Origin of the sequence: Actinomadura formosensis NBRC 14204, assembly GCF_001552155.1 — a bacterium.
Lineage (GTDB): Bacteria > Actinomycetota > Actinomycetes > Streptosporangiales > Streptosporangiaceae > Spirillospora > Spirillospora formosensis.
The window spans coordinates 1-22,073 of sequence record NZ_BCQQ01000095.1; the positions used below are offsets into that span (position 1 = coordinate 1).

Annotated in this window: 19 protein-coding genes and 1 pseudogene; 15 read left to right on the forward strand and 5 right to left on the reverse strand. The window is 72.5% G+C overall.

The window, feature by feature from the left end:
- Positions 1 to 189 precede the first annotated feature (189 nt).
- Positions 190 to 1,386, reverse strand: a complete 1,197-nt coding sequence (locus AF1_RS22665) for an arginine deiminase (protein WP_067802826.1) — start codon at positions 1,384 to 1,386, stop codon at positions 190 to 192.
- Between the two features lie 54 nt (positions 1,387 to 1,440).
- Here AF1_RS22665 and AF1_RS22670 point away from each other — a divergent pair, with 54 nt between their 5' ends.
- From AF1_RS22670 to AF1_RS22690, 5 genes are all read left to right on the forward strand, one after another.
- Positions 1,441 to 2,628: an MFS transporter gene (locus AF1_RS22670; RefSeq protein WP_067802830.1), complete on the forward strand. Its 1,188-nt coding sequence runs from the start codon at positions 1,441 to 1,443 to the stop codon at positions 2,626 to 2,628.
- A gap of 78 nt (positions 2,629 to 2,706) precedes the next feature.
- Complete coding sequence (locus AF1_RS22675) at positions 2,707 to 3,300, forward strand: RNA polymerase sigma factor (protein ID WP_306303179.1); 594 nt, start codon at positions 2,707 to 2,709, stop codon at positions 3,298 to 3,300.
- Positions 3,293 to 4,228, forward strand: a complete 936-nt coding sequence (locus AF1_RS22680; protein ID WP_067802836.1) for a CU044_5270 family protein — start codon at positions 3,293 to 3,295, stop codon at positions 4,226 to 4,228. Before AF1_RS22675 ends, AF1_RS22680 begins: the two co-directional genes overlap by 8 nt.
- Positions 4,229 to 4,521: 293 nt before the next feature.
- Positions 4,522 to 5,703, forward strand: a complete 1,182-nt coding sequence (gene tuf, locus AF1_RS22685; protein WP_067802839.1) for an elongation factor Tu — start codon at positions 4,522 to 4,524, stop codon at positions 5,701 to 5,703.
- A gap of 164 nt (positions 5,704 to 5,867) precedes the next feature.
- On the forward strand, positions 5,868 to 6,740 hold the full coding sequence (locus AF1_RS22690) for an endonuclease/exonuclease/phosphatase family protein (RefSeq protein ID WP_067802843.1): 873 nt from the start codon (positions 5,868 to 5,870) through the stop codon (positions 6,738 to 6,740).
- A gap of 490 nt (positions 6,741 to 7,230) precedes the next feature.
- On the opposite strand, the gene AF1_RS22695 is transcribed toward AF1_RS22690, so the two are convergent.
- The 3 genes from AF1_RS22695 to AF1_RS36515 all read right to left on the reverse strand — a co-directional run bounded on the left by AF1_RS22695 (position 7,231) and on the right by AF1_RS36515 (position 9,759).
- Positions 7,231 to 8,787, reverse strand: a complete 1,557-nt coding sequence (locus tag AF1_RS22695; protein WP_067802847.1) for a long-chain-fatty-acid--CoA ligase — start codon at positions 8,785 to 8,787, stop codon at positions 7,231 to 7,233.
- Between the two features lie 84 nt (positions 8,788 to 8,871).
- Complete coding sequence (locus AF1_RS35290; RefSeq protein WP_165488296.1) at positions 8,872 to 9,045, reverse strand: hypothetical protein; 174 nt, start codon at positions 9,043 to 9,045, stop codon at positions 8,872 to 8,874.
- A 63-nt stretch (positions 9,046 to 9,108) separates the two neighbouring features.
- Positions 9,109 to 9,759 (reverse strand): hypothetical protein, encoded by a 651-nt coding sequence (locus AF1_RS36515; protein WP_084263229.1) that lies wholly within the window; start codon positions 9,757 to 9,759, stop codon positions 9,109 to 9,111.
- A 125-nt stretch (positions 9,760 to 9,884) separates the two neighbouring features.
- Between AF1_RS36515 and AF1_RS22705 the strand changes: the two genes are divergently transcribed.
- The 5 genes and pseudogenes from AF1_RS22705 to mptB all read left to right on the forward strand — a co-directional run.
- Complete coding sequence (locus AF1_RS22705; protein WP_067802850.1) at positions 9,885 to 10,601, forward strand: response regulator; 717 nt, start codon at positions 9,885 to 9,887, stop codon at positions 10,599 to 10,601.
- Positions 10,598 to 11,713 (forward strand): sensor histidine kinase, encoded by a 1,116-nt coding sequence (locus tag AF1_RS22710; protein WP_067802853.1) that lies wholly within the window; start codon positions 10,598 to 10,600, stop codon positions 11,711 to 11,713. The genes AF1_RS22705 and AF1_RS22710 overlap by 4 nt, the downstream gene beginning before the upstream one ends.
- Before the next feature lie 165 nt (positions 11,714 to 11,878).
- Positions 11,879 to 12,214 carry an STAS domain-containing protein gene (locus tag AF1_RS22715; protein ID WP_067802899.1) on the forward strand — a complete coding sequence of 112 codons (336 nt, stop codon included), beginning with the start codon at positions 11,879 to 11,881 and terminating at the stop codon, positions 12,212 to 12,214.
- Positions 12,215 to 12,352: 138 nt separating this feature from the next.
- Positions 12,353 to 13,084, forward strand: coding sequence for a glycosyltransferase family 2 protein (locus tag AF1_RS22720; protein ID WP_067802855.1), 732 nt, complete (start codon positions 12,353 to 12,355; stop codon positions 13,082 to 13,084).
- 296 nt (positions 13,085 to 13,380) lie between these two features.
- Positions 13,381 to 14,238 (forward strand): annotated as a pseudogene (gene mptB / locus AF1_RS36520) (polyprenol phosphomannose-dependent alpha 1,6 mannosyltransferase MptB); the annotation flags it as partial.
- Between the two features lie 178 nt (positions 14,239 to 14,416).
- Here mptB and AF1_RS36525 read toward each other — a convergent pair.
- Entirely contained in the window at positions 14,417 to 16,642 is a 2,226-nt protein-coding gene (locus AF1_RS36525; protein WP_067802859.1) for a hypothetical protein, read from the reverse strand.
- A 54-nt stretch (positions 16,643 to 16,696) separates the two neighbouring features.
- Here AF1_RS36525 and AF1_RS22730 point away from each other — a divergent pair, with 54 nt between their 5' ends.
- The 5 genes from AF1_RS22730 to AF1_RS22750 all read left to right on the forward strand — a co-directional run bounded on the left by AF1_RS22730 (position 16,697) and on the right by AF1_RS22750 (position 22,068).
- Positions 16,697 to 17,995, forward strand: a complete 1,299-nt coding sequence (locus AF1_RS22730) for a glycosyltransferase 87 family protein (RefSeq protein ID WP_242608559.1) — start codon at positions 16,697 to 16,699, stop codon at positions 17,993 to 17,995.
- The gene (locus AF1_RS22735; protein WP_084263235.1) at positions 17,995 to 18,450 is read left to right on the forward strand and encodes a DUF4446 family protein; all 456 of its coding nucleotides are present in this window, start codon (positions 17,995 to 17,997) and stop codon (positions 18,448 to 18,450) included. Before AF1_RS22730 ends, AF1_RS22735 begins: the two co-directional genes overlap by 1 nt.
- Before the next feature lie 110 nt (positions 18,451 to 18,560).
- On the forward strand, positions 18,561 to 19,499 hold the full coding sequence (pheA, locus tag AF1_RS22740) for a prephenate dehydratase (protein ID WP_067802868.1): 939 nt from the start codon (positions 18,561 to 18,563) through the stop codon (positions 19,497 to 19,499).
- A gap of 97 nt (positions 19,500 to 19,596) precedes the next feature.
- Positions 19,597 to 21,237, forward strand: a complete 1,641-nt coding sequence (locus AF1_RS22745; RefSeq protein WP_067802871.1) for a hypothetical protein — start codon at positions 19,597 to 19,599, stop codon at positions 21,235 to 21,237.
- Between the two features lie 30 nt (positions 21,238 to 21,267).
- Complete coding sequence (locus AF1_RS22750; RefSeq protein WP_067802874.1) at positions 21,268 to 22,068, forward strand: class I SAM-dependent methyltransferase; 801 nt, start codon at positions 21,268 to 21,270, stop codon at positions 22,066 to 22,068.
- Positions 22,069 to 22,073: the final 5 nt, after the last annotated feature.

Below are 22,073 nucleotides of genomic sequence, written 5' to 3' on the forward strand. Positions count from 1 at the left end.
TTGTCGCGTGGCTTGGGGGCGGCGGCTGGGGTGGGTGCGCGTGTTTCTCGTCGCGCCGCCGTCGCCTTGGAAACCGGCGCGTCGGCTCGATCGCCGGCGCCGTACTGCTGTTCCTCATTGTGATCGGTGCGTTCGCCGCGTCCGGTATCGCGTTCATCAAGATGACCGGCGTGGGGTGGGCTGGGTGGGTTAGATGGCGTCGCGGAGTAGGGGGCAGGACATACAGCGGGGGCCGCCTCGGCCGGAGCCCAGTTCGCTGCCGCTGATGCGGATCACCTCGATGCCGGACGCCTCCAGTTGCGCGTTCGTTTCGATGTTGCGTTCGTAGGCGACGCAGAGGCGGGGGGCCACGGCGAGGGTGTTGTTGCCGTCGTCCCATTGCTCGCGCTCGGCGGTCACCGGGTCCAGGCCCGTGTCGATCACCTTGAGGCGGTCGAGGCGCATCGCCGCGGCGGCGGCTTCAAGGAACGGGCGGGGCTCGGAGACGCGCAGGTCACCGTTGGTGAGCGTGACCGTGTGGGCCATCAGGGAGTGCGCCACCGGCGGGTACATGACGACGGTGTCCACATCGACCATGGTGCAGACGGTGTCCAGGTGCATGGTCGCCCGTTCCTGGGCGATCGGGACGGCGAGGACGGTGTGCGCCAGCCCGGCGTTGATGGCCTGGCGGGCCAGGCGCTCCACGCCCGCGGGAGTGGTGCGCTCGCCGGTGCCCACCGCGATCACGCCCGGCGCCAGAAGGAGGATGTCCCCGCCCTCGACGTGCTCCAGGGACGGCGAGTACACCGGCTCCACGCCCGCGAAGCGCGGGTGGTGCGCGTAGATGAGACCGGTCAGGGCGGATTCGCGGCGCCGGGCGTCCATGGCGAGGCTCGTCACCGCGACGCGGTCGCCGATCCACGTGCTGTTGTCGCGGGTGAACAGCAGGCTGGGCAGGGGGTCGATGATGAAGTCGAGCCGGTCCATGAGCCGGTAGACCAGGCCGTGCCCCGCCTTGAGCTCCTCGTGGGCGAGGCCGGCGATCAGGGTGTGGGAGAGGTCCTCGGGGTCGAGTGCGCGCAGGTACTCCTTGACGACGCGGCGTAGCTGGTCGCCGAGGCGCAGGTCGGTGGTGGCGTCGGTGATCGCCTGCTCGCGCGCCTCCTCGTACTCCAGCGCGTCCTGGAGCAGCTCCGTCAGGTAGAGGACCTCGACGTCGCGGGAACGGAGGGCCTCCGCGAACGCGTCGTGTTCCTCCTGGGCCCGGGCGGCCCACGGGATCGCGTCGAACAGCAGCTTGTCGGTGTTGCGCGGGGTGAGCCGTTTCAGTTCCGCGCCGGGACGGTGGAGTAGGACGGTCCGCAGCCGTCCGACTTCGCTGGTGACCCGGTGCTCGTGTGCTTTCATCCCTGCCGTCACCTTCCGCAGTCTAAGCGGGCGGACCTATGCCACCATGCCCGGGTGATCATCAGGGCGCTGCCGCTTCACCTGGCGTCGGCGACGATGCTGCGGGTGTCGGCGGAGGGCGTCGCGACGGCCCTGGTCCTGACCGTCCAGGCGCGGACCGGGAACGCCGCCACCGCCGGGTACCTGCAGACCGCCATGACGCTGCCGTACGTGCTGAGCGGTCCGGTGATCGGCAACGTGCTGGACCGGGTACGGCGTCCGCGTCGCGTCGCCGTCGCTCTTGCCGCCTGCTACGCGGTCGCGACCGGGGTGTTGCTGGCGACGGCGGGGCGGTCGCCGCTCGTGCTGGCCCTCGGGGTCGCGACCGTGATCGGGTGCACCGAGCCGATCGTGGTCGCGTTGACCAGCCTGCTGCCCCGGTTCGTCCCGGCGGGACGGCTCTCGCGTGCGTACGGCCTGGAGGCGTCCAGCTACAACCTCGCGGGCATCGCGGGACCCGGCCTGGCCGCGGCCCTCGCCGCACTGGCCGGGGGCGGGTACGCGGGGACCGCCGTGGTCGCCGTCGGGGTCGTGGGGCTGCTGACGCTGCCGCTCCTCCCCTTCCCCGGCCCCGATGCGGAGGTGGAGGCGCGCGGGCGGGCGGGCGTCGGCTCGATGATCACGGGCGGGCTGGTCGTGCTCGCCGAAGGGCGGGTGCTCCGGGCGCTGACCGCGGCGACGACGCTCGCCTGGACGGGGTTCGGCGGGATCGCGGTGACGGCGGTGCTGCTGGCCGAGCACATCGGCGCCGCACCGAGCGCGGGCGGACGGCTGCTCGTGGCGCTCGCGGCCGGGTCGCTCATCGGGTCGCTCGCGTCCAGCCGGTGGCTGACGCCGAAGCACGCCGAGCCGGTCATGCTCGCCGGTCTCGTCGCGTTCGGGGCGGCGCTCGCGGCCCTCGCCGTCACACCGTCGGTGCCGTGGGCGACCGCGGCGTTCGTCGCGGCGGGGATCGCGGAAGGGCCGGTGTTCGCGGCCACCCTGATGCTCCGGCAGCGCGAGTCGCCGCCCGACCGGCTCGGCCAGGTCAACACGACGGCGGGCAGCCTCAAGATCGGCGCGTCGGCGCTGGGGGCCGCGCTGACCGCCGCGGCGGCCGGCGCGATCGGGCCCGTCGGGCTCGTGCTGGCGATCGCCGCGTTCCAGTTCGCGGGCGCGGCCGTCGGGTGGACGCTGCTGCGCCTCCCGGCGGACGGCCCGTAAATTCCAGGGACCCGTGGCCGGACGGTCGGGCAACGGCTAATGATCCGTCCGCGACCGAGAGGCCACACCATGCCGTCGATGAGCCGGTCCTCGCCACCCCGGTCCTCGCCCGATTCCGGGGAGGACGACGCGTCCCTGATCGCCGCGTCCCGCGCCGAGCCCGAAAGGTTCGCCGAGTTGTTCCACCGGCACGCGCCGGTGATCCTGCGGTACGTGACGCGGCGCCTCGGCCGGGACGCCGCCGAGGACGTCGTCGCCGAGACCTTCCTGGTCGCCTTCGACCGGCGGTCCCGCTACGACCTGTCGCGCCCGGACGCGCGGCCCTGGCTGTACGGGATCGCGTCCAACCTGACCAGGCGGCATCGCCGTGCCGAGGTGCGGGCGCTCCGGGCGCTGGCGCGCGGCGGCGTGGACCCGGTCACCGAGCCGTTCACCGACGCGGTGGAGAGCCGCGTCCACGCCGGTGCCCGGTCCCGGGCGCTGCCCGCCGCGCAACGCGAGGTCCTGCTGCTGGTGACGTGGGCCGGACTGACCTACGACGAGGTCGCCGAGGCGCTCGGCGTCCCCGCCGGGACGGTCCGGTCCCGCATGAACAGGGTTCGCGCCAAACTCCGCCGCGCGCTCGGCGACGCCGCCTCTCCCGTCCCGACCGAGGAGCCCCAGAATGGATGAACTGAAGCTGGTGGAGCGGCTGCGCTCCGAGGTGCCCGAGGACATCGACGTGACCGGCGCCGAGCGGCAGTGGCGGCGCCGCGCGCTCGGCGGCGCCGCCCGGCGGCAGGCGCCGTGGCGGCCGATTCTGGTCTCCGGGCTCGCCACCGCGACCTGCGGCGGCGTCCTGGCCGTGGCCGTGCTGAGCGGCCGGGACACCCCGGCCCGCCCGATGGGCAACGTGGCCGCGGTCCTCACCCAGGCCGCCGACCAGACGGCGCATGACCCCACGCCGGGCCCCGGCCAGATCGTCTACCAGGAGACCGTGGACCGGCGGCGCGTCGGCGGCACCGGCCGCTGGTACCGGATCCGCACCGAGACCTGGCTGCCGGTCGAGGGCGCGGCGACCGGGCTCGTCCGGCAGCGGAACTCGATCCGGCCCGGGCCGGGCGAGCAGCTCCCGCCGGACGGCGAGATCACCCTCGGGCCCTGCCCGGCCGCGCCGCCGATCGAACGCCCCTACCTCGGCGGCCTGCCCGCCGACCCCGACGCCCTGCTCCGCCTGCTCGCCCGCGAAGGCGAGGGCCCCCGGGGCGAGCGGATGTGGAGCGCGGCGTCCGACCTCATCGACCGTCCCGCGCCGCCGCGGGTGCGCGCGGCCCTGTACCGCGCGATCGCCGAAATCCCCGGTGTCCGGCTGCGCACCGACGCCGTGGACGCCGCCGGCCGGCACGGCGTCGCGGTCACCCGCACCCAGGACGGCGTCCGCGACGAACTGATCTTCGACCGTACGACCCACCGCTTCCTCGGCACCCGCACGGTCATCACCGAAAGCGGCAACCCCCTGGGCGCCCCGGGCACCGTCACGGCCTCCAGCGCCCTGCTGCGAACCGCGATCGTCGACCACGCGCCCACACCGGGGCCGAACGCGGAGCCCGGCAACTGCTGACCCCCCGGAAGCGGTGACCGGCCGCCCCGGTCACCGCTTCACCGGGCGGAAAAACCGGTCGACTCCGGCCCGTCCAGGCCGTAATGTCCGTGGCATGTTCTTCGCAGCCGGCGCCCGGACGCTCGCAGGCATCGACCTGCTGAGCGCGGTGCCGGCTGCCTTCTCGGCATCCGACGGCGACCGAGGCTGACCCCTCTCCGTCCCGCCTCCGGAGAACCAGCGGAGGGGGGTGGTTCCAGGTATGCGCGTACGCGCACGGGTTCTCACCGGATCCATCAGTGAGGACGAGACCAATGGCCAAGCGGCTTTACGAGCGCGACAAGCCCCACGTCAACATCGGGACGATGGGGCACGTCGACCACGGCAAGACGACGCTGACCGCGGCGATCACGAAGGTGCTCGCCGAGCGCGGGCTGGCGTCCGCGGTACCGTTCGAGCGCATCGACCGGGCCCCCGAGGAGCGCGACCGGGGCATCACGATCAACGTCGCGCACGTCCAGTACGCGACCGCGACCAGGCATTACGCCCACGTCGACATGCCAGGGCACGCCGACTACGTGAAGAACATGATCTCCGGGGCGGCGCAGGTGGACGGGGCCGTCCTCGTGGTCTCCGCGCAGGACGGGGCGATGCCGCAGACGCGCGAGCACATCGTGCTCGCGCGGCAGGTCGGGGTCGAGTACATCGTGGTGGCGCTGAACAAGGCCGACACGGTCGAGGACACCGAGCTTCTCGACCTGGTCGAGCTGGAGATCAGGGACCTGCTCTCGGAGTACGGGTTCCCCGGCGACGAGGTGCCGATCGTGCGGGTGTCCGGGCTGCGGGCGCTGGAGGGCGACCCGTACTGGACGGCCCGCATCGTCGACCTGCTCGACGCGATCGACGCGTACGTGCCGGTGCCGCGGCGGGTCCTCGACGAGCCGTTCCTCATGCCGGTCGAGAGCGTCCTCACGATCACCGGGCGCGGCACCGTCGTGACCGGGGTCGTGGCGCGGGGCTCGGTCCGGGTCGGGGACGCCGTCGAGGTCGTCGGGCTCGGCGAGACGTTCGGCACCGTCGCGACGGGGCTGGAGACGTTCGGGCAGACGATGGACCACGCGCAGGCCGGCGACAACACCGCCATGCTGCTGCGCGGCGTCAAGCGGGACCAGGTCCGGCGCGGGCAGGTGATCAGCGTGCCGGGTGCGATCCGGCCGCACCTGCGGTTCCGGGCGCGGGTCCGGGTGCTGACCGCTGCCGAGGGGGGACGGACCAGGCCGTTCTTCCACGGGTACCGGCCGCAGTTCCACTTCCGCACGACGGACGTGGTCGGCGGCGTCGACCTCGGCGAGGGCGGCATGGCGCTGCCCGGTGACACCGTCGAGATGGCCGTCGAACTGGGCCGGCCGGTCGCGATGACCGAGGGGCTCGGGTTCGCGATCCGCGAGGGCGGCCGGACGGTCGGCGCCGGCACGGTCACCGCGCTGCTCGACTAGCGGCGAGGGGCCCGGCGGGGGCATCCGCCGGGCCCCTCTAGTCTTGCGTGGGGTCGAATCCGTCCGTCGGGTGACCGAGTGGTCGCGAATCGCTGGCGGATGCGATCTTGATGTGGTGAGATTTCGACATCATCCCCGCAGACAGCCCCAATAATGGAGAACGTGTGCGATCCCCCCGCGCCCTGATCCCTCTGCTCTCGGTCGGCGCCGCCGCCGCGGTCGTCACCGCGGCCGCCACCGGCGCCAGCATCGAGGGCCTGCCGGGCGGCGGAGGCCCCGCCCACGCCGACGGAGCCGCGGAACGCCCCGCCGCCGTGACGGTCAACGCGCTGACGTGGAACGTCTGCGGCGGCCCCGAATGCCCGTCCGGCGCCGCGCCGGAGCGGCTCACCAAGCAGATCACCGCGCGGATGCAGGCCACCGAGGTCGGGGGACGCAAGGTCAGGCCGAACGCCGTCCTCCTCCAGGAGGTCTGCGAGGGGCACGTGCGCGCCTTCAAGAAGACCTTCGCCAAGTGGACGTGGGCGTTCGCCCCGGCGACCGGCGACTGCGCGCGGGGCCAGGGCAAGATCGGGGTCGCGATCGGCGCCGACGCTCCGCTCACCGAGCCCCGCCAGGCCAAGCTCCCCGCCCCCGCCGGCCGGACCCGCACCGCCCTGTGCGGTGAGGTCCCGTCCTGGACGACCCGGGTGTGCGTCACGCAGCTCAGCACGTCCGAGGACGGTACGTGGCGGACCAAGGAGGCCCGCGCCCTCGCCACTCTCGCCGGCCACGGCCGCGTCCTCCTCGGCGGCGACTTCGCCGACAACCCGGACAGCCCCGCGCTCGACCCGCTGTACCACGCGTACGCCGAATGCGACCAGACCGGGACGTCCCGGACCGGCGCGATGACCCAGCAGAACTGGCAGGGGACCGCCGTCCAGAAGACCGACTACCTCTTCATCACCAAGTCGGCCGCCGTCTCCTGCAGCGTCCCCCCCACCCGCACGAAGACGTCGGACCACCGCCCGATGTCAGCGGTGATCCACTTCCGCTGACAACCCCACCGGGACCAAGGCGACAAACCCCACCCCGGCGGCAAGGCAATAAACAACGTGACCACATCAGCCCGCGCCTCAGCCACGCGCTGCCCGAAAGGCACGCTGTCTTTAGCCTCAGCCCCGCAGCGACCCGCCGCGTTGCGATCGCGCAGCGAGCCGCCAGGCGAGCCGGAGCGATGCCAGCGATCGCCGCTTTGCCCGTTGAAGGAGGGCGCGCCAGCGCCTGACGCCGAGGGCAACGCAATAAAGAACGTGACGACATCAGCCCTCGCTCCCCAGCCATGCGAGGACCGGAAGGCACGCTGTCTTTAGCCTCAGCCCCGCAGCGACCCGCCGCGTTGCGATCGCGTCCGAAGGCAGGTTCAAGCGAAGCGAGAACCTGATCGCGCAGCGAGCCGCCAGGCGAGTCGAAGCGATGCCAGCGATCGCCGCGTTGCCCGTTGAAGGAGGGCCGCCAAGGCCCGACGCCGAGGGCGACGCAATAAACTCAATTCACTGCCCTGTCTTCGCCTTGCCAGTAGGGGGCGCGGAGTTCGCGTTTGAGGATTTTGCCGGTGGGGTTGCGCGGGATCTGGTCGCGGCGTTCGACGGAGCTGGGGCACTTGAAGTGGGCCAGGTGCTCCCGGCAGTAGTCGATGATTTCCTGCTCGGGGACGTCCGATGAGAGCACGACCAGGGCCTTGGGCGTTTCGCCCCACCGCTCGGACGGCACGCCGATGACCGCGCAGTCGGACACGGCCGGGTGGCTCATCAGGACGTTCTCCACCTCGGCCGGGTAGATGTTCTCCCCGCCCGAGATGATCATGTCTTTGACCCGGTCGTGGATGTAGAGGTAGCCGTCCTCGTCGAGGTAGCCGGCGTCGCCGGTGCGGAACCAGTTGTCCGCGGAGAGCGCGGTGGCGGTCGCGTCCGGCATCCCCCAGTACCCCTTCATGTTCTGCGGGGTCCGGCAGAGGATCTCGCCGACCTGGCCCGGCGGCGCCTCCTCCTGGGTGGCCGGGTCGACGATCTTGAGGGTGGTGTTGGTGTTGGGGAGGCCGGCGCTGCGCAGCCGGTGCGTGTTCGGGCCGTCCGGGTCGTGGTCGGCGGCGGGCAGCATCGTGATCGCGCCGGTGACCTCCGTCAGGCCGTAGACCTGCATGAAGTCGGCGTCCGGCAGCATCCGCATGGCGCCGCGCAGCACGTCCTCGCTGATGGGGGACGCGCCGTACAGGACGAGTTTCAGGCTGGACAGGTCGCAGGCGGCGACCTCCGGGATCAGCTGCATGAACTGGAGCAGGACCGGGACGAGGAAGATGTGCGTGACGCGGTGCCGCTCGATGCCCTGGGCGATGGCGGTCGGGTCGGGTTCACGCGCGATGACGCCCGGGATGCCGTTGTAGATGGCGGACACGGTGAGGACGTTGCCCGCGACGTGGTACATCGGCATCGCGACCATCAGCACCGACGACTCGTCGATGTCCCATTCGCCGGTGGTCACGGCCAGGGCGGCGAGGAAGTTGTCGTGCGTCAGCATGACGCCCTTGGGCAGGCCCGTCGTGCCGGACGAGTAGAGCTGTACGAACACGTCCGACGTGTCGGGCGTGTGGCCGGGCCGGGTGTCGGACGCCCCCTCGACCCAGGTGGCGTAGTCCTCGTAGTTGTGGCCGGAGCCGCCGATGACCACCGTGTGGGTGGTGTGTTCGAGCTTGTCGGCGATCGCGTCCAGGACGGGGAGGAACTCGGGGCCGACGATGAAGACCTTCGCCTGCGCGTTGTTGACGATGTAGGCGACCTCGTCGGGCGCCAGCCGGTAGTTCACCGGGACCTGGACGGCGCCGATCCGGGCCGCGCCGAACATCTGCTCGGCGTATTCGAGGGAGTTCTTGTCGAGGATCGCGACCCGGTCGCCCGGTCCGACGCCCGCGGCCGCCAGCGCGTTCGCGACCCGGTCGGCGCGCCGGTCGAAGTCACGGAAGGTGATCTCGGTGTCGCCCGCGAGGTACGCGGTCTGGTCGGGATGTGAGCGGGCGCGGTCGCGCAGCACCTCTGTCAGAACCGGCACGGTGTGTCCCCTTCGACGATGACCGCCTGGTTATCCCGGCATCATGCGGTCACCGGCGGTGCTCCGGCAAGGGAATCGCCCCAGTTATCGGTGGCTTTTGGACATCTTGGACACGGCGGTCACGACGAGTACCACGATGACGGCGACGAGTCCGATGAAGAAGAAGAACTTCAGCATCGAGACGAGGGCGCCGATGAGCGTCATCGCCAGCCATACCGCCAGTACCACGCCGATGATGGTCAGGATCGTCTTACCCATGTCTCCACCGTATGCGCGGGCCAGGTCAAAGGGCATCACCCTTGGGGACGAGCCTGGACCTGCTCAACCCCCGACGTTCGGCGGAGCCCCACCCTGAGGGCTCTCAGGGGGCATCCCCGGGTACGGCGGCGGGTACGGCGACGGCTGATACGGGGGCTCCCCGGGGAGCGGCCGGCCCGGGCTCGGCGGTGGCAGCGGCTGGCCTGGGGCGGGCCGGTAAGGCGCGCCGTGACCGCCCGGCGGCGGGAAGGGCGGGCCGGACGGCCGCGGGGGCGCGAGGCCGCCCGCGACCATCGCGACGCGCAGCCCGCCGATGACCCCGGCCGTCAGCGGCGCTATCAGGTCCCAGGTGTTGAAGTGCGGCTTCAGCACCTCGATGACGTACGCGCTCGGCGCCGATCCGTGCGTGAAGGTGTACAGCAGGTCGCCGGCCCGGTTCCCCACGTACAGCGCGACCAGAGCGGAGATCGCCGCGACGATGGGCGCGACCGGTCCGCGCGGGCGGGTGAGCATGATCCCGATCGCGGTGAGGAAGCCGACGACGACGCACATCAGCGCGTAGTACCCCATCGAACGCCGGAAGTCCGCCAGCACGTCCGTCTGGTACATGCCGATGAACATCATGATCGCGTCGGCGGCGGTGGCGATCGCGCCGCCGACGAGGATGAGGGCGATGATCCCGGCGACGGGGGTCGCGGTACGGGGCTGGGCCATCCGGCCATTAAAGCGGTGATCATCCGGTTACGCAGGTCGCCCAGGTCATGAGCCCGCCGTGATCGATTCCTTACGGGGTGGTGACGGGACGAGCGGCGGCGGCACGGGCGGCCTAGCGTGAGGGGGTGAACTCGGTGACCCCCGCCGGACGCGTCCTGGTGGTCGATGACGATCCGACCGTGGCCGAGGTCGTCGCCCGCTACCTGGCCCGCGACGGGCACGAGGTGGTCTGCGTGGCGGACGGCCGGGCCGCGCTGCGCAGGGCGCTCGACCATCCGCCGGACCTCGTCGTCCTCGACCTGATGCTGCCCGGCATGGACGGCCTGGAGGTGTGCCGGCGGCTCCGCGAGACCTCGGCCGTCCCGATCGTGATGCTGACGGCGCTCGGCGCGGAGACCGACCGGCTCGCCGGGCTGGAGACCGGCGCCGACGACTATGTGACCAAGCCGTTCAGCCCGCGCGAACTGGCGCTGCGCGTCCGGTCGGTGCTGCGCCGGGCCCGCGGCGCGGTGGTTCCGGCCGGGCCGTCCGGGCCGCTGCGCGACGGTGATCTCGTCGTGGACGTCAGCGCCCACGAGGCGGGCCTGCGCGGCGAACGGCTCGCGCTCACCTCCCGCGAGTTCGACCTGCTGGCCTTCCTGCTCCGCCACCCCCGGCAGGCGTTCACCCGTGACGAGCTGCTCGAACGCGTCTGGGAGTGGACGTTCGGCGACTCCTCCACGGTGACCGTCCACGTCCGGCGGCTGCGCGAGAAGATCGAGGACGACCCGACGACCCCGCGCCGCATCGTCACCGTCTGGGGCGTCGGCTACCGCTACGAGCCGGTGGGGAACGACCGGTGATCCCCTTCGAGGATCTCCTCTGGGTCGTCTTCTACGCCGCGCTCGCCGCGTTCGTCGTCGCGGTGGTCGCGCTCGGCGCCCTCTACGGGCTGCGCGGACGGTCGGTCGCCACCCAGCTGATCGTCGTGGGCGCGGCGACGGTGCTGGCGACGATCTCCGGCATCCTCGTGATCTCGTTCATGATGCTGCTGAACGACCATGACCGGTCGGTCGTCCTCGCGGTGGTGACGTCCGCCGGCCTGGTCGCGATGGCGGTGTCGGTGCTGCTCGGACGGCGGCTGGTCGCCGCCAACAGAACACTCGTGGAGGCCGTCCGTGCGGACCGTTTCCGTCCACCGCCGGTGCGCCTCCCCGCGGAGCTGGCCGAGCTGTCCCGCGAGCTGGAGGCCGCCTATGACCGGCTGGCCGCGTCACACGCGCGGGAGCAGGCCCTCGAAACGAGCCGCCGGGAGCTGGTCGCCTGGGTGAGCCACGACCTGCGCACCCCGCTGGCGGGACTGCGCGCTATGGCCGAGGCCCTGGAGGACGAGGTCGTCGCCGACCAGCGCACCGTCCAGCGTTACCACGGCCGTATCCGCGTCGAGGTCGAGCGGCTCACGGAGATGGTGGACGACCTGTTCGAGCTGTCCCGCATCCACGCGGGGGCGCTGCGCCTGTCCCGCGAACGCGTCGGTCTCGCCGACCTGGTCGCGGAGGCGGTCGCGGGCGCCGAAGTGCTGGCCCGCGCCAAGGGCGTGCGGCTGCGCGGCGACGTGCGCGAGGGCCTGGCCGTCCAGGTCGACGCGGGTGAACTCGGCCGCGCGCTCCGCAACCTCGTCGTCAACGCGATCAGGCACACCCCGAGCGACGGCACCGTCGAGATCATCGGCGGGATCCGGGGCGGGCGGGCGCGGGTGACCGTCGCCGACGCGTGCGGCGGCATCCCCGAGGACGACCTGCCGCGCGTGTTCGACGTCGCGTTCCGCGGCGAGGCGGCCCGCACCCCGGGCGGCGGCGCGGGCCTCGGCCTCGCCATCGCACGCGGCATCGTGGAGGCGCACGCGGGCGAGATCGGTGTCGCGAACGACGGGCCCGGATGCCGTTTCGAGGTGTGTCTCCCGCTCACCGTCTAGGTTCGGCGGACGCGATGACCCCCTCCCGGAAAACGGACATCACCGTCCGTAGTTATCAAAGCGTGCAGGGCCGGAAGGGCGGTGACACGCCTGGAAACGCCCACGCCACGTGGGACTTGGTGAACGGTCTGGCCCCTGCGCCGTTCGCGAGATAGTGTGCCGGACGTGGAGCTAAATGTCTCGACCACGTCTCAGGGGGGTCACGCCGTCGTCACGGCGACCGGCGAACTGGACCTGTACACCGCACCCAGACTGCAGGCGGCCCTCGCGGGGCTGCTCCGCGAGCAGGTCACCCGCATCGTGGTCGACCTGAGCGGCGTCGAGTTCTGCGACTCGACGGGCATGAACGTGTTGCTGTCGGCGATGAAGCGGCTCAAGGAGCAGGGCGGCTCGCTGGAACTCGCCGCCCCGCGCCCGGCCGTGCAGCGGATTCTGCAGGTCACCGGGCTCGACACCGTGTTCACCGTGCGGGAGGCGGCACCGGTCCAGGACGTCGGCTGAACCGTCCGGCGACCGGATCCCGCGGCCCGGACGGCGGCCCCCGCGGGGAAACTCCCGGGGACCGCCGCGTCAACATGTGAGTAATGGTTCGCCGTGGCATACCGCGCCGGGCGGCCGTCCGCGGCTACCATCGCGGATATGCAGGACCTAGCGGTGATCATCCCGGCCAAGGACGAAGCCGACCGCATCGCGGCCACGGTCAAGGCCGCGCAGGAGCTTCCCGGCGCCGGCCTGGTCGTGGTGGTCGACGACGGCTCGTCCGACGGCACCGGACGGGCGGCCCGCGACGCCGGGGCGCGGGTCGTGCGGCACAGCCGCAACCGCGGCAAGGGCGCCGCGATGGAGACCGGCGCCGAGGCCGTCCGGCTGCTGGACGACGACCGCGACCAGCCCCGCCACCTGCTCTTCCTCGACGCCGATCTCGCCGAGACCGCGCGGGAGGCCGCGCCGCTCGTCGAGCCCGTCCGGGCCGGTGACGCCGACATGACGATCGCGGTGTTCACCACGACGGTGAAGCTCGGCGGGCACGGGTTCGTCGTCCGGCTGTCGCGCGAGGGCATCCGCCGCGCCACCGGCTGGGAGCCGGCCGCCCCGCTCAACGGGCAGCGCTGCCTGACCCGGGCCGCGTTCGACGCGGCGCTGCCGCTCGCCGCCGGGTTCGGCGTGGAGACGGCCCTCACCATCGACCTGCTGCGCCAGGGCTTCCGCGTGCGGGAGGTGGAGGTGCCGCTCGCGCACCGCGCCACCGGCACCGACTGGCGCGCCCAGCTGCACCGCGGCCGGCAGTTCCGGGACGTGGCGAGAGCGCTCGCCGTCCGCGAACCGGCGGTGGCCCGGCGGCTCGGCCGGGTGCGCGGCAGCCGCCCGTGACCCGTCTCGGGACGGGCGGGCTGTGGGGCGTCGGGGCCGGCATCGCCTGCTTCCTCGGCACCGCCCTGCTGGGCCCGTCGGTGTTCGAGCCGGATCTTGGGGGCGGGCGCGGCCGGCCGCCGTACTCGCTGACCGTCCATCCGTCGCCGTACCTGGTGATCGGGCTGGTCGTCGCGGGTGTCGTCGCGAGCACGGCGGGGCTCGCGCTGTGCTTTGCCGCCGTCCGGAAGGGGTGGCGTGTCCGGGCGCTGCCGCTGGTCGTCGCCGGGCTGCTCGCGGCCGTCGCGTTCATGTGCATGCCGCCGGTCGGGTCCACCGACCATCTGAACTACGCCTCGTACGGGCGGATGGCGGCGACGGGCCACGACCCGTACGCGACGCGGGCCGTCGACCTGCCGAAGGACCCGGTCGCCGGGGCGCCCGAGGAGTGGCGGACGACCCCGTCGGTGTACGGGCCGATCGCGACGGGCGAGCAGGCGTTCGCCGCGTGGCTCGGCGGCGGGTCCGTGCGGCTGACCGTGTTCGTGCTGTCGGTGGTGAACACGCTCGCGTTCGCGGCGACGGCGCTGATCCTCTACCGGATGTCCGGGACCGGGGAGCGGCGGCTCCGCACGGCGCTGCTGTGGACGTGCAACCCGCTGGTGCTGTTCCACCTGATCGGGGGCGCGCACAACGACGTCCTCGCGATCGCGCCGATGGTCGCCGCACTGGCCGTGTTCGGGCGCCGGGCCGGATGGGTGCGCACGCTGGCCGCCGGTGCCCTCGCCGGGATCGGCACGGCGATCAAGCTTCCGGCCGTGCTCGTCGCGGGCGGCCCCGCCTGGACGCTGCTGCGCCGGCACGACCGGCGGTCGCTCGGCCGCCTCGTCGCGCTGGCCGCCGGCGCCGCGGCCGTCACGGCGGTCTCGTACCTGCTCGCCGGGCCGCACGTGCTCGACCAGGTCCGCGAGGCGAGCAACATGGTGTCGTTCGCCACCCCCTGGCATCTGCTGGACGAGTCGCTCGGCCGCGGCTCCCGGCGCGGCGTCATCAAGATGGGCGCGCTGCTGCTCGGGCTGGTGCTGTTCCTGCTGCTCGTCCGGGCCCTGCCCAAAGAGGACGGGCCGGAGGCGGAGCACCGCCGCGTCGCCGCCGCGCTCGTCCTCGGCTGGCTCCTCGTCGCCCCCTACGCGCTGCCCTGGTACGACGGGTTCGGGTGGGCGCTGCTGGCGCTGCTCCCCTGGACGCGGATCGACTGGATCCTGCTCGCGCACACCGCCGCGCTCAGCCTCGCCTACCTGCCGGCCCGCGCGCCCACCCGGATCCGGCTGCCGGACGACCTGGAGTGGCTGTTCACCGTCGTTCGGCCGACGGTGATTCCGTGGACGCTCCTGGCGATTCTGACGGCCCTGGTGGCGGCGTGTCTGCGTTCCGCAGATCCATCTCCAGCGACCGGACCCCGGCGGCGAGCATCAGCGGGGTCGCCAGGCTGAACGCCACCGACAGGATCACCACGCCGGAGTCGTTCACGAGCGTGCCGATGACGCCGACGGCCAGCGCGCAGATCAGCGCCGGGCGCATCGTGAGGCTGCGCTGGTAGGCGCCCTGCAGCAGCGACACCCGCCACCGCGTCGGCCGCGCCAGCACGAAGAACAGGAACACGATGGCGGCGGCGAGCGCGAGCGTGTACGGCCAGTACCCGAGGCTGTTCAGCATCGCGTTGAACTTGCGGGTGACGACGCTCCAGGCGTCCCCGGCCACGAGGTCCTGCCAGAAGCGGCCCAGGTGCGTCGGGTTGGCGCTCTGCGCGTTCAGGTACGAGATGAACAGCACGAGCGCCGCGCCGGCCACGAAGAAGATCCCGAGCTTGGGCGCCGAGACGCGCTTGCCGGCGACCATCAGGCCGAGCATCGCGAACGCCGGGACGATCGCGAGCACGCCGCCGAAGTCGCTGCCGAACGCGGGGAGCCCGTCCACCATGACGGTGCACACGCCGATGACCGCGACGACCGCGACGGCGACGAGCTTGCGGTCCCTGCGCAGCGGGTACTCCGTCAGCCACGCCGCGGTGAGGATCGCGGCGACGGCGAACAGCGAGAACGCCTGGTTGCCGAACCCGTAGAAGCGGCCGGCGATGAGCGCCGTGTACCCCATCAGGGTGTTGAGCTGGAGGTTCGACCCGGTCATCACGTCCAGCGCGAGGACCAGCGCCGTCACCCCGGTGATCACCAGTCCGGGGACGACCATGGAGTGCCGCCACGGACCGGCGAGCGCCGCCCCCGTGAGCAGCGCCGCGAAGCCCAGCACCGTGCAGATCAGCACGGCCGTCGGATGGTCGGCCCGCCACCACGGCAGCAGCCCGGCGAGGAACGACGCGCCCGGCACCGCGCCGCCCAGCAGCGCTATCACGCGGGTGCCGCCGAGTATGCGCGCCCGCGAGCGGCGGTCGCCGCGAAGGCGCCGCAGGGCGAGCACCGCGATCCCGTACAGGACGAGCTGCGTCGCGAACAGCACCCAGTAGAACGACGTCTGGACGGCCCGGATCGCCTGCGCGGCGACGTCCTCGTCCATGAGCGCGTCGACCCGCTCCTGCGTGGTGGCCTTCGACGGCTGCGGCTTCCACGCCGACCCCACGGCCGCCTTCGGCTGCGGCAGCCCGAGCAGCTTCAGCGTGGTCGCGGTGGTGTCGGTGAGCGTGACCAGGCCCTCCTGCCGGGTGGCGCTGGAGGTCATGAAGCCGGGCCGGTACCCGGTGCCCTTCGCGATCGCGACGCGCAGGTGCGGGTCGATGCCGACGTCGGACAGCCCCGCCACCAGGATCGTCGTGCCCGCCGGGACACCGGCCACGACCTGCGCGACCCGGCGGTCCGCGGCGGCCGCGGCGTCGGCGCGCCCGGCGTCCGACAGCGGGACCTGGTCGCCGTGCGGGTCGACGCCCGCGTTGATGTAGGCGCGGAACAGCTCGTCCACCTCGACCGCGGTGAGCGGGCAGCGCCCCCAGTCCGCGGCGGTGACCTTGTCGGGGGACGCGACGTAGCGGTCCACCCGCCCGCCGCCGTCGCCGACGCCGAACACCGCTCCGGGCCCGACCGCCATCGTGCAGCCGCCCGCCTTGTGGACGGCGTCGCCGAGCAGCCCGATCTCGGCGTGGTAGTTGGTGCCCGCGTTGTCGCTCTTGATGGCCGGCCAGCCGGCGGCGATCGCGCCGCCCTGCGGCGGCGGCCCGGTGGGGGAGCTCTGGCCGGGCAGGATCGGCGCGGACGGCAGCGCGCAGTCGCCGTGCGGCAGCCGCGACCGCTGCCCCGCCGACAGCGTCAGCCAGCCGTCCGTCGGGCAGGTGTTGACGCGTGTCGTCCGGACGCTGAGCCCGGAGGCCGAGCCCGCCGCCGTCAGCCCCCACAGTGCGGGCGTCGTCGCCGGGCTGATGTCGCTCCACCTCAGCCCCGGCACCCCGATCACCACCACCCGTCCGCCGCCGGGTGCGGCCTCGGCGCTTGCCGGGGACCACCCGAGAAGCCCGGTCAGCACCGTGGCGAGGGCGGCGACGAACATGGCGATCTTCGTCCCCCGGCGCGTCATGGCGTTCAGGTTACAAGAGCCGCATCACCGCACAGGGGCCATATCCTGCGGGCTGTGGACGGTCCCATGGCGCACCAGGCCGGCGATCCGCGTGGCGGACGCCCGCACTGGCTCATCCTCCTCGCCGGGGTCGTCGTCCCCGTCGCCGCAGTCATCCCGATCGTCGCGCACTGGCTGACCAACCCGCCCGACCAGCGGCTCGTCGACCTGGACGTCTACCGGACGGGCGGGCTGGCCGTCCTGCGGGGCGCGCCGCTGTACGACTTCCTCACCCAGCCGCCGCAACTGCTGCCGTTCACCTATCCGCCGTTCGCCGCCGTGCTCGCCGTCCCGTTCACCCTGCTGCCCTGGAGCGCCGCGCAGTGGCTGTGGACGGGGCTGATCTACGTCTCGCTGGTGATCGTGGTCTGGTACGCCTTCCGCGACCTCATCCGCCGGACCGGACGCTGGGCGCCCCTCACCATGGGGGTGCTCGTCGCGGCGATGGCGTGGCTCGACCCCGTCCGCGACCAGGTCCGCTTCGGGCAGGTCGGGCTGTTCCTGCTGGCGATGTGCCTCGCCGACTGCTGTGCCCGCACGGCCCGCTGGCCGCGCGGCGCCCTGGTCGGCCTCGCCGTCGCGATCAAGCTGGTGCCGGGCGTCTTCCTCATCTACTTCCTGCTCACCGGCCGGCGGGACGCGCTGGTCAACGCGGTGCTCACCGCCGCCGCCGCGACGCTCGCCGGGTTCGCGCTGCTGCCCGCCGACTCGTCCGGCTACTGGTTCGGCGCGCTGCTGCAGGGCGGTGACCGGACGGGCGCGGTGGACGGCACCACCAACCAGGCGGTCCAGGGGATCGTCGCGCGGATCTTCGACGAGGGCCCGGTCCGGACGCTGGTGTGGCTCGCCCTCGCGCTGCTCGTCGCCTGCTACGGCTTCCGGTGGGCCCGCCGCGTCACCCTCGCCGCGGACACCGCCGCCGACTCCTCCAGCCTGCTCCTCGGCGGGGTCGCGATCGTCGGGCTGCTGTCGGTCGTGCTGTCCCCGGTCGGATGGATCCACCACCTCGTGTGGATGATCGCGGTGATCGGGGCCTTGGCCGGTAACGGCCGGGACACGCGGCGATGGCTTCTCGCGCTCGGCCTGTGGCTCCTGTTCCTGTTCCCTCTTCCATGGTGGGGACGTGCGTGGATCGGTCCGGAACACTCCGCGGTGGCGGAATTCGGGGGTCAGGTCCTGCGCGACTCGTTCGGGATCGCCGCGCTGGCGTCCATCGCCATCCTCGGCCTCTGGCTGGCGAAACGCGTCGAACAGGACACGGCGCAGCGGGACTCTTCGCGCCCGGAGGCCGAGGTCGGTACGCTCGCTTTGTGATGCTTGTGGCGGTGGCCGTCGCGGGCCTGGTCGCCGGCGTTGCGGGGCTGTCCATCGCGATGGTCGCGCACAAACGGGTCAACCAGGTCGCCGACGAGTGCGGGGAATTGCTCAGGCGCCGGCTTCAGGTCGCCGGCGGACCGGTGGACGAGCGCGCGGTGCGCGACGTCGCCATCGTCCACTACGACGCCCTGAAAGAGATGTCCGGACTCCGGTCCTTCTCCCTGGCCCTGCTCGACTCGGTCGGGGACGGGGTCGTGGTCAGCTCCATCAACGGGCGGACCGAGACGCGGACCTACGCCAAGGTCGTCCAGGCCGGGCACCCCGTCGAGAGGCTCTCCCCCGAGGAGAGCCACGCCCTGCGCGCGGCCCGGCTCGGCAAGGGCCCGGTCGTGTCGATGGACGACCCGCTGCCCGACTTCGGCAGCGGCGACCGCACGTCCGCGTCCGCCTGAGCCACCGTCCCGCCGCGGACGGACGTCCTTTACCCGCCGGGAAGTAAACTGCTTTCCCACCTCGTGTTCGAGGCACCTTCCACGACACCGCACGCCCCCGGGGGGGACCCGTGACCGCAGACAGCAGGCCAGCGCGCTACGCCTACCTGGGTCCGCGGGGCACGTTCACCGAGGCGGCGCTGCTCACCCTGCCGGGCGCCGCGGACGCCGAGCACATCCCGTACTCGACCGTCCCGGCCGTCCTCGAAGCGCTGCGCACCGGGGAGGCGGACACCGCCGTCGTCGCGCTGGAGAACTCCGTGGAGGGTTCCGTCCCGACCACGCTGGACGAGCTGGCCACCGGCGAACCCCTGCAGGTCGTCGGCGAGATCCACCTGCCCGTCTCGTTCGCGCTGCTCGTCCGGCCCGGGACGGCGCTGGACGACATCAAGACGGTCGCGTCCCACCCGATCGCGCAGCCGCAGTGCCGCCGCTGGCTGCTCGACAACGTCCCGGCCGCCGAATGGCGCGCCGCCACGTCCAACGCCGAGGCCGCCCAGCACGTCGCCGACGGCCACTACGACGCCGCGCTCGCCGGTTCGTTCGCCGCCCCCCGCTACGGCCTGTCGGTGCTCGCGGAGGACATCCACGACGTCGCCGACGCCGTCACCCGCTTCGTCGTCCTGCACCGTCCCTGCACGCCGCCCGCCCCCACCGGCATGGACAAGACGACCGTCGTCGCGTTCATCGGCGAGGACCACCCGGGCGCCCTGCTGGAGATCCTCACCGAGTTCTCCGTGCGCGGCATCAACCTGACGCTGATCCAGTCCCGCCCCACGGGCGCCGGTCTCGGCTCCTACCTGTTCTGGATGGACTTCGAGGGCCACGTCTCCGACGCCCGCGTCGGCGAGGCCCTGATGGGGCTGCGCCGCGTCTGCGCCGACGTCCGCTTCGTCGGCTCCTACGCCCGCGCCGACCGGGTCCGTCCCGAGATCCGCCGCGGCACCCGCGACACCGACTTCACCGAAGCCGCCGCCTGGCTCGACACCATCCGCACCGGCCGCCCCTGACCCTCTCTGTTCGTGATCAGAATGTGACTGTTCGGGGTCAACCAATATTCGATCTTGGGCGTCCTCACCACACCAGCATTGAGTGGAGAGGTTCCCCTTGCGCCGATCGTCAGCCCTGCTCGCCACCCTCGCCCTCGCGGCTTCCGCCCTCATCGCTCCCGGCACCGCCCATGCGGACGCGACCGGCGTCGGTCTGACGCTGGCCTTCGACAATCTCGCCAAGGACCGGGTGGTCAAGCTCACGCTGACCGCCCAGTCCGCGAGCGGCGTCACGGGCGTCCAGGCCAAGATGCGCTACAAGAGCTCCACCGCCGAGCCCTACGCCACCGTCGACCTCAAGCGGACCGAGGGGACGGACAACGACGGCGTCTGGAAGGCCGACTTCCGTCCCGACATCGAGACCCGCCCCGGCGTGACCTACGTCCAGGTGGTGATCACCACGGCGGACGGGGCCACGGTCACGCGGAACAGCGGGTTCTACGACTGCTACACGACGCTCCTCGACGACCTCACCGCCTCGCCCGGGGTCATCGACATCGAGAACTCGGATCTGACGCTCCGCGGCCGCGTCATGATCCAGAAGGACCGCGAATCCGCGCCGCAGCCGGCACCGGGCGCGGAGGTCGGCGGACCGGTCTACCGGGCACCCGACGGGACCGTCACCTCCCCGAAGGCGACGGCGGGCGAGGACGGCTCGTTCGCGATGAAGTACAGCGGCGTGGCGAGCGCCCGCGCCCAGGTCGACCGGCGGGACGCGCTGTGCGGGGCGAGCGGGAGCGCGCCGCTCACCGTCAACAAGCAGGCCACCGAGACGACCGCGCGGCTCACGCCCGCCTCGACCGTGGCCCCCTACACGGACATGGCCGTGGAGGGCAAGGTCGTCCGGCGCGGCTCCACGGGACTCGTCCCCGCGGCCGACGTCGAGGTCACGTTCGACGTGCCCGCCGAAGTGGCCGACTCGCGGCCCCAGACGGTGCGGACCGCGGCGGACGGAACGTTCCGTGCCCCCTTCAAGGCCGGCCGGAACGCCGGAGCGTCCGCCACGGTGACCGCTCGGGTGGCGGACACCGGATTCCTGACCGGCGGCCAGGTGGACCTGGGGCCGTTGAACGTCCGGAACATCTCCAAGATCAGCACCTTCAACGCGTATCCCGAGCCTCTTGCCTACGGTGACTCGATCGTCGCCAACGGGCAGCTGACCGTCGAGCCGGACTGGACCAACTCCACGAACCTGCCGGTGGTTCTGGAGTTCTCCCCGGACGGCAAGACGTGGACGGGCGTCCAGACCCAGACGCTGGCCCGGCCCGGGAACTTCTCCTTCAACAACTCCACGCCCGTCAAGAAGGACGGGTATTGGCGGACCCGGTACGCGGGCAGCGCGCTGAACACGCCGGCGGTCAGTCAGCCCGACTACGTCGACGTCAAGTACCGGACGCAGATGTACAACTTCAACGCCTCCCCCGAGCCGGTGAAGAAGGGCGGGACCATCACGGTCCAGGGGCTGCTGTACCGCTTCCGTGACACGGCGGGCCCCGCGCCGTACGCGCCCGTCTCCATCTACTTCAAGCCGGCGGGCTCGTCCACGTGGACGAAGATGGCCGTGGCGAAGACGGCGAGCAACGGGTGGTTCAAGAAGACGTTCACGGCGTACAAGGACGGGACGTGGCTGGCGCGGTACTGGGAGAGCAGCGGCTACCTGGGCTCCAACGCTCCGAGCGACTACGTGGACGTGCGCTGACATGACCTGACATAGGCTGCTTGCGTGGCGATGGACTTCGATCTTTACGAGCGGGACCTGTGGGCCGGGCGCGCCCCCGCGTACGAGCGGGGGTTCGCCCGGCTCACCCGTTACCTGGTCGGCCCGCTGCTGGACGCGGCCGGCGTGACGGACGGAACGCGGTTCCTCGACGTCGGCACGGGCCCCGGCTTCGTGGCGCTGGAGGCGGCCCGCCGCGGCGCCGCGGTGTCGGCGATGGACGCCGAGGCGAGCATGGCCGAGACGGCGAGCCGGAACGTTCCAGGGCTGGACGTGCGGGTCGCCGTCCTGCCGGAGGTGCCGTTCGCGGACGGGACGTTCGACGCCGTCGCCGGCAACTTCGTCATCAACCACGTCGGCGATCCGGGCGTGGCGATCGGTGCGCTGCGGCGGGTGCTGCGGCCGGCCGGGCGGCTGGCGCTGACCTGCTGGGTGATGCCGGGCAGCGGGGCGCTCGGGGTCGTCCGGGAGGCGGTCGAGCGGGCCGGTGTGGCGTGGCCGGACGACATCCCCGAGTCGCCGTTCACCCGGTACGGCGAGGCCGCGGAGTTCCGGCGGCTGGTGGCGGAGGCCGGGCTCGGCGATGTGGCGGTCGAGGAGGTGACCTGGGAGCACGTCGTCGATCCCGAGGAGTGGTGGGAGGCGGTCGCGCTGTCCGGGGTGGGCACGAACGGCGTGATCGTGGGACGGCAGGACGAGAAGACCGTCGCCCGGATCAAGGCCGAGTACGACACGGTCGTCTCCGCGCACGCGGGCGCGGACGGCAGGGTCGTGCTGCCCGCGCACGCGCTGCTGGCGAGCGGCGCCCGGTAGAACCG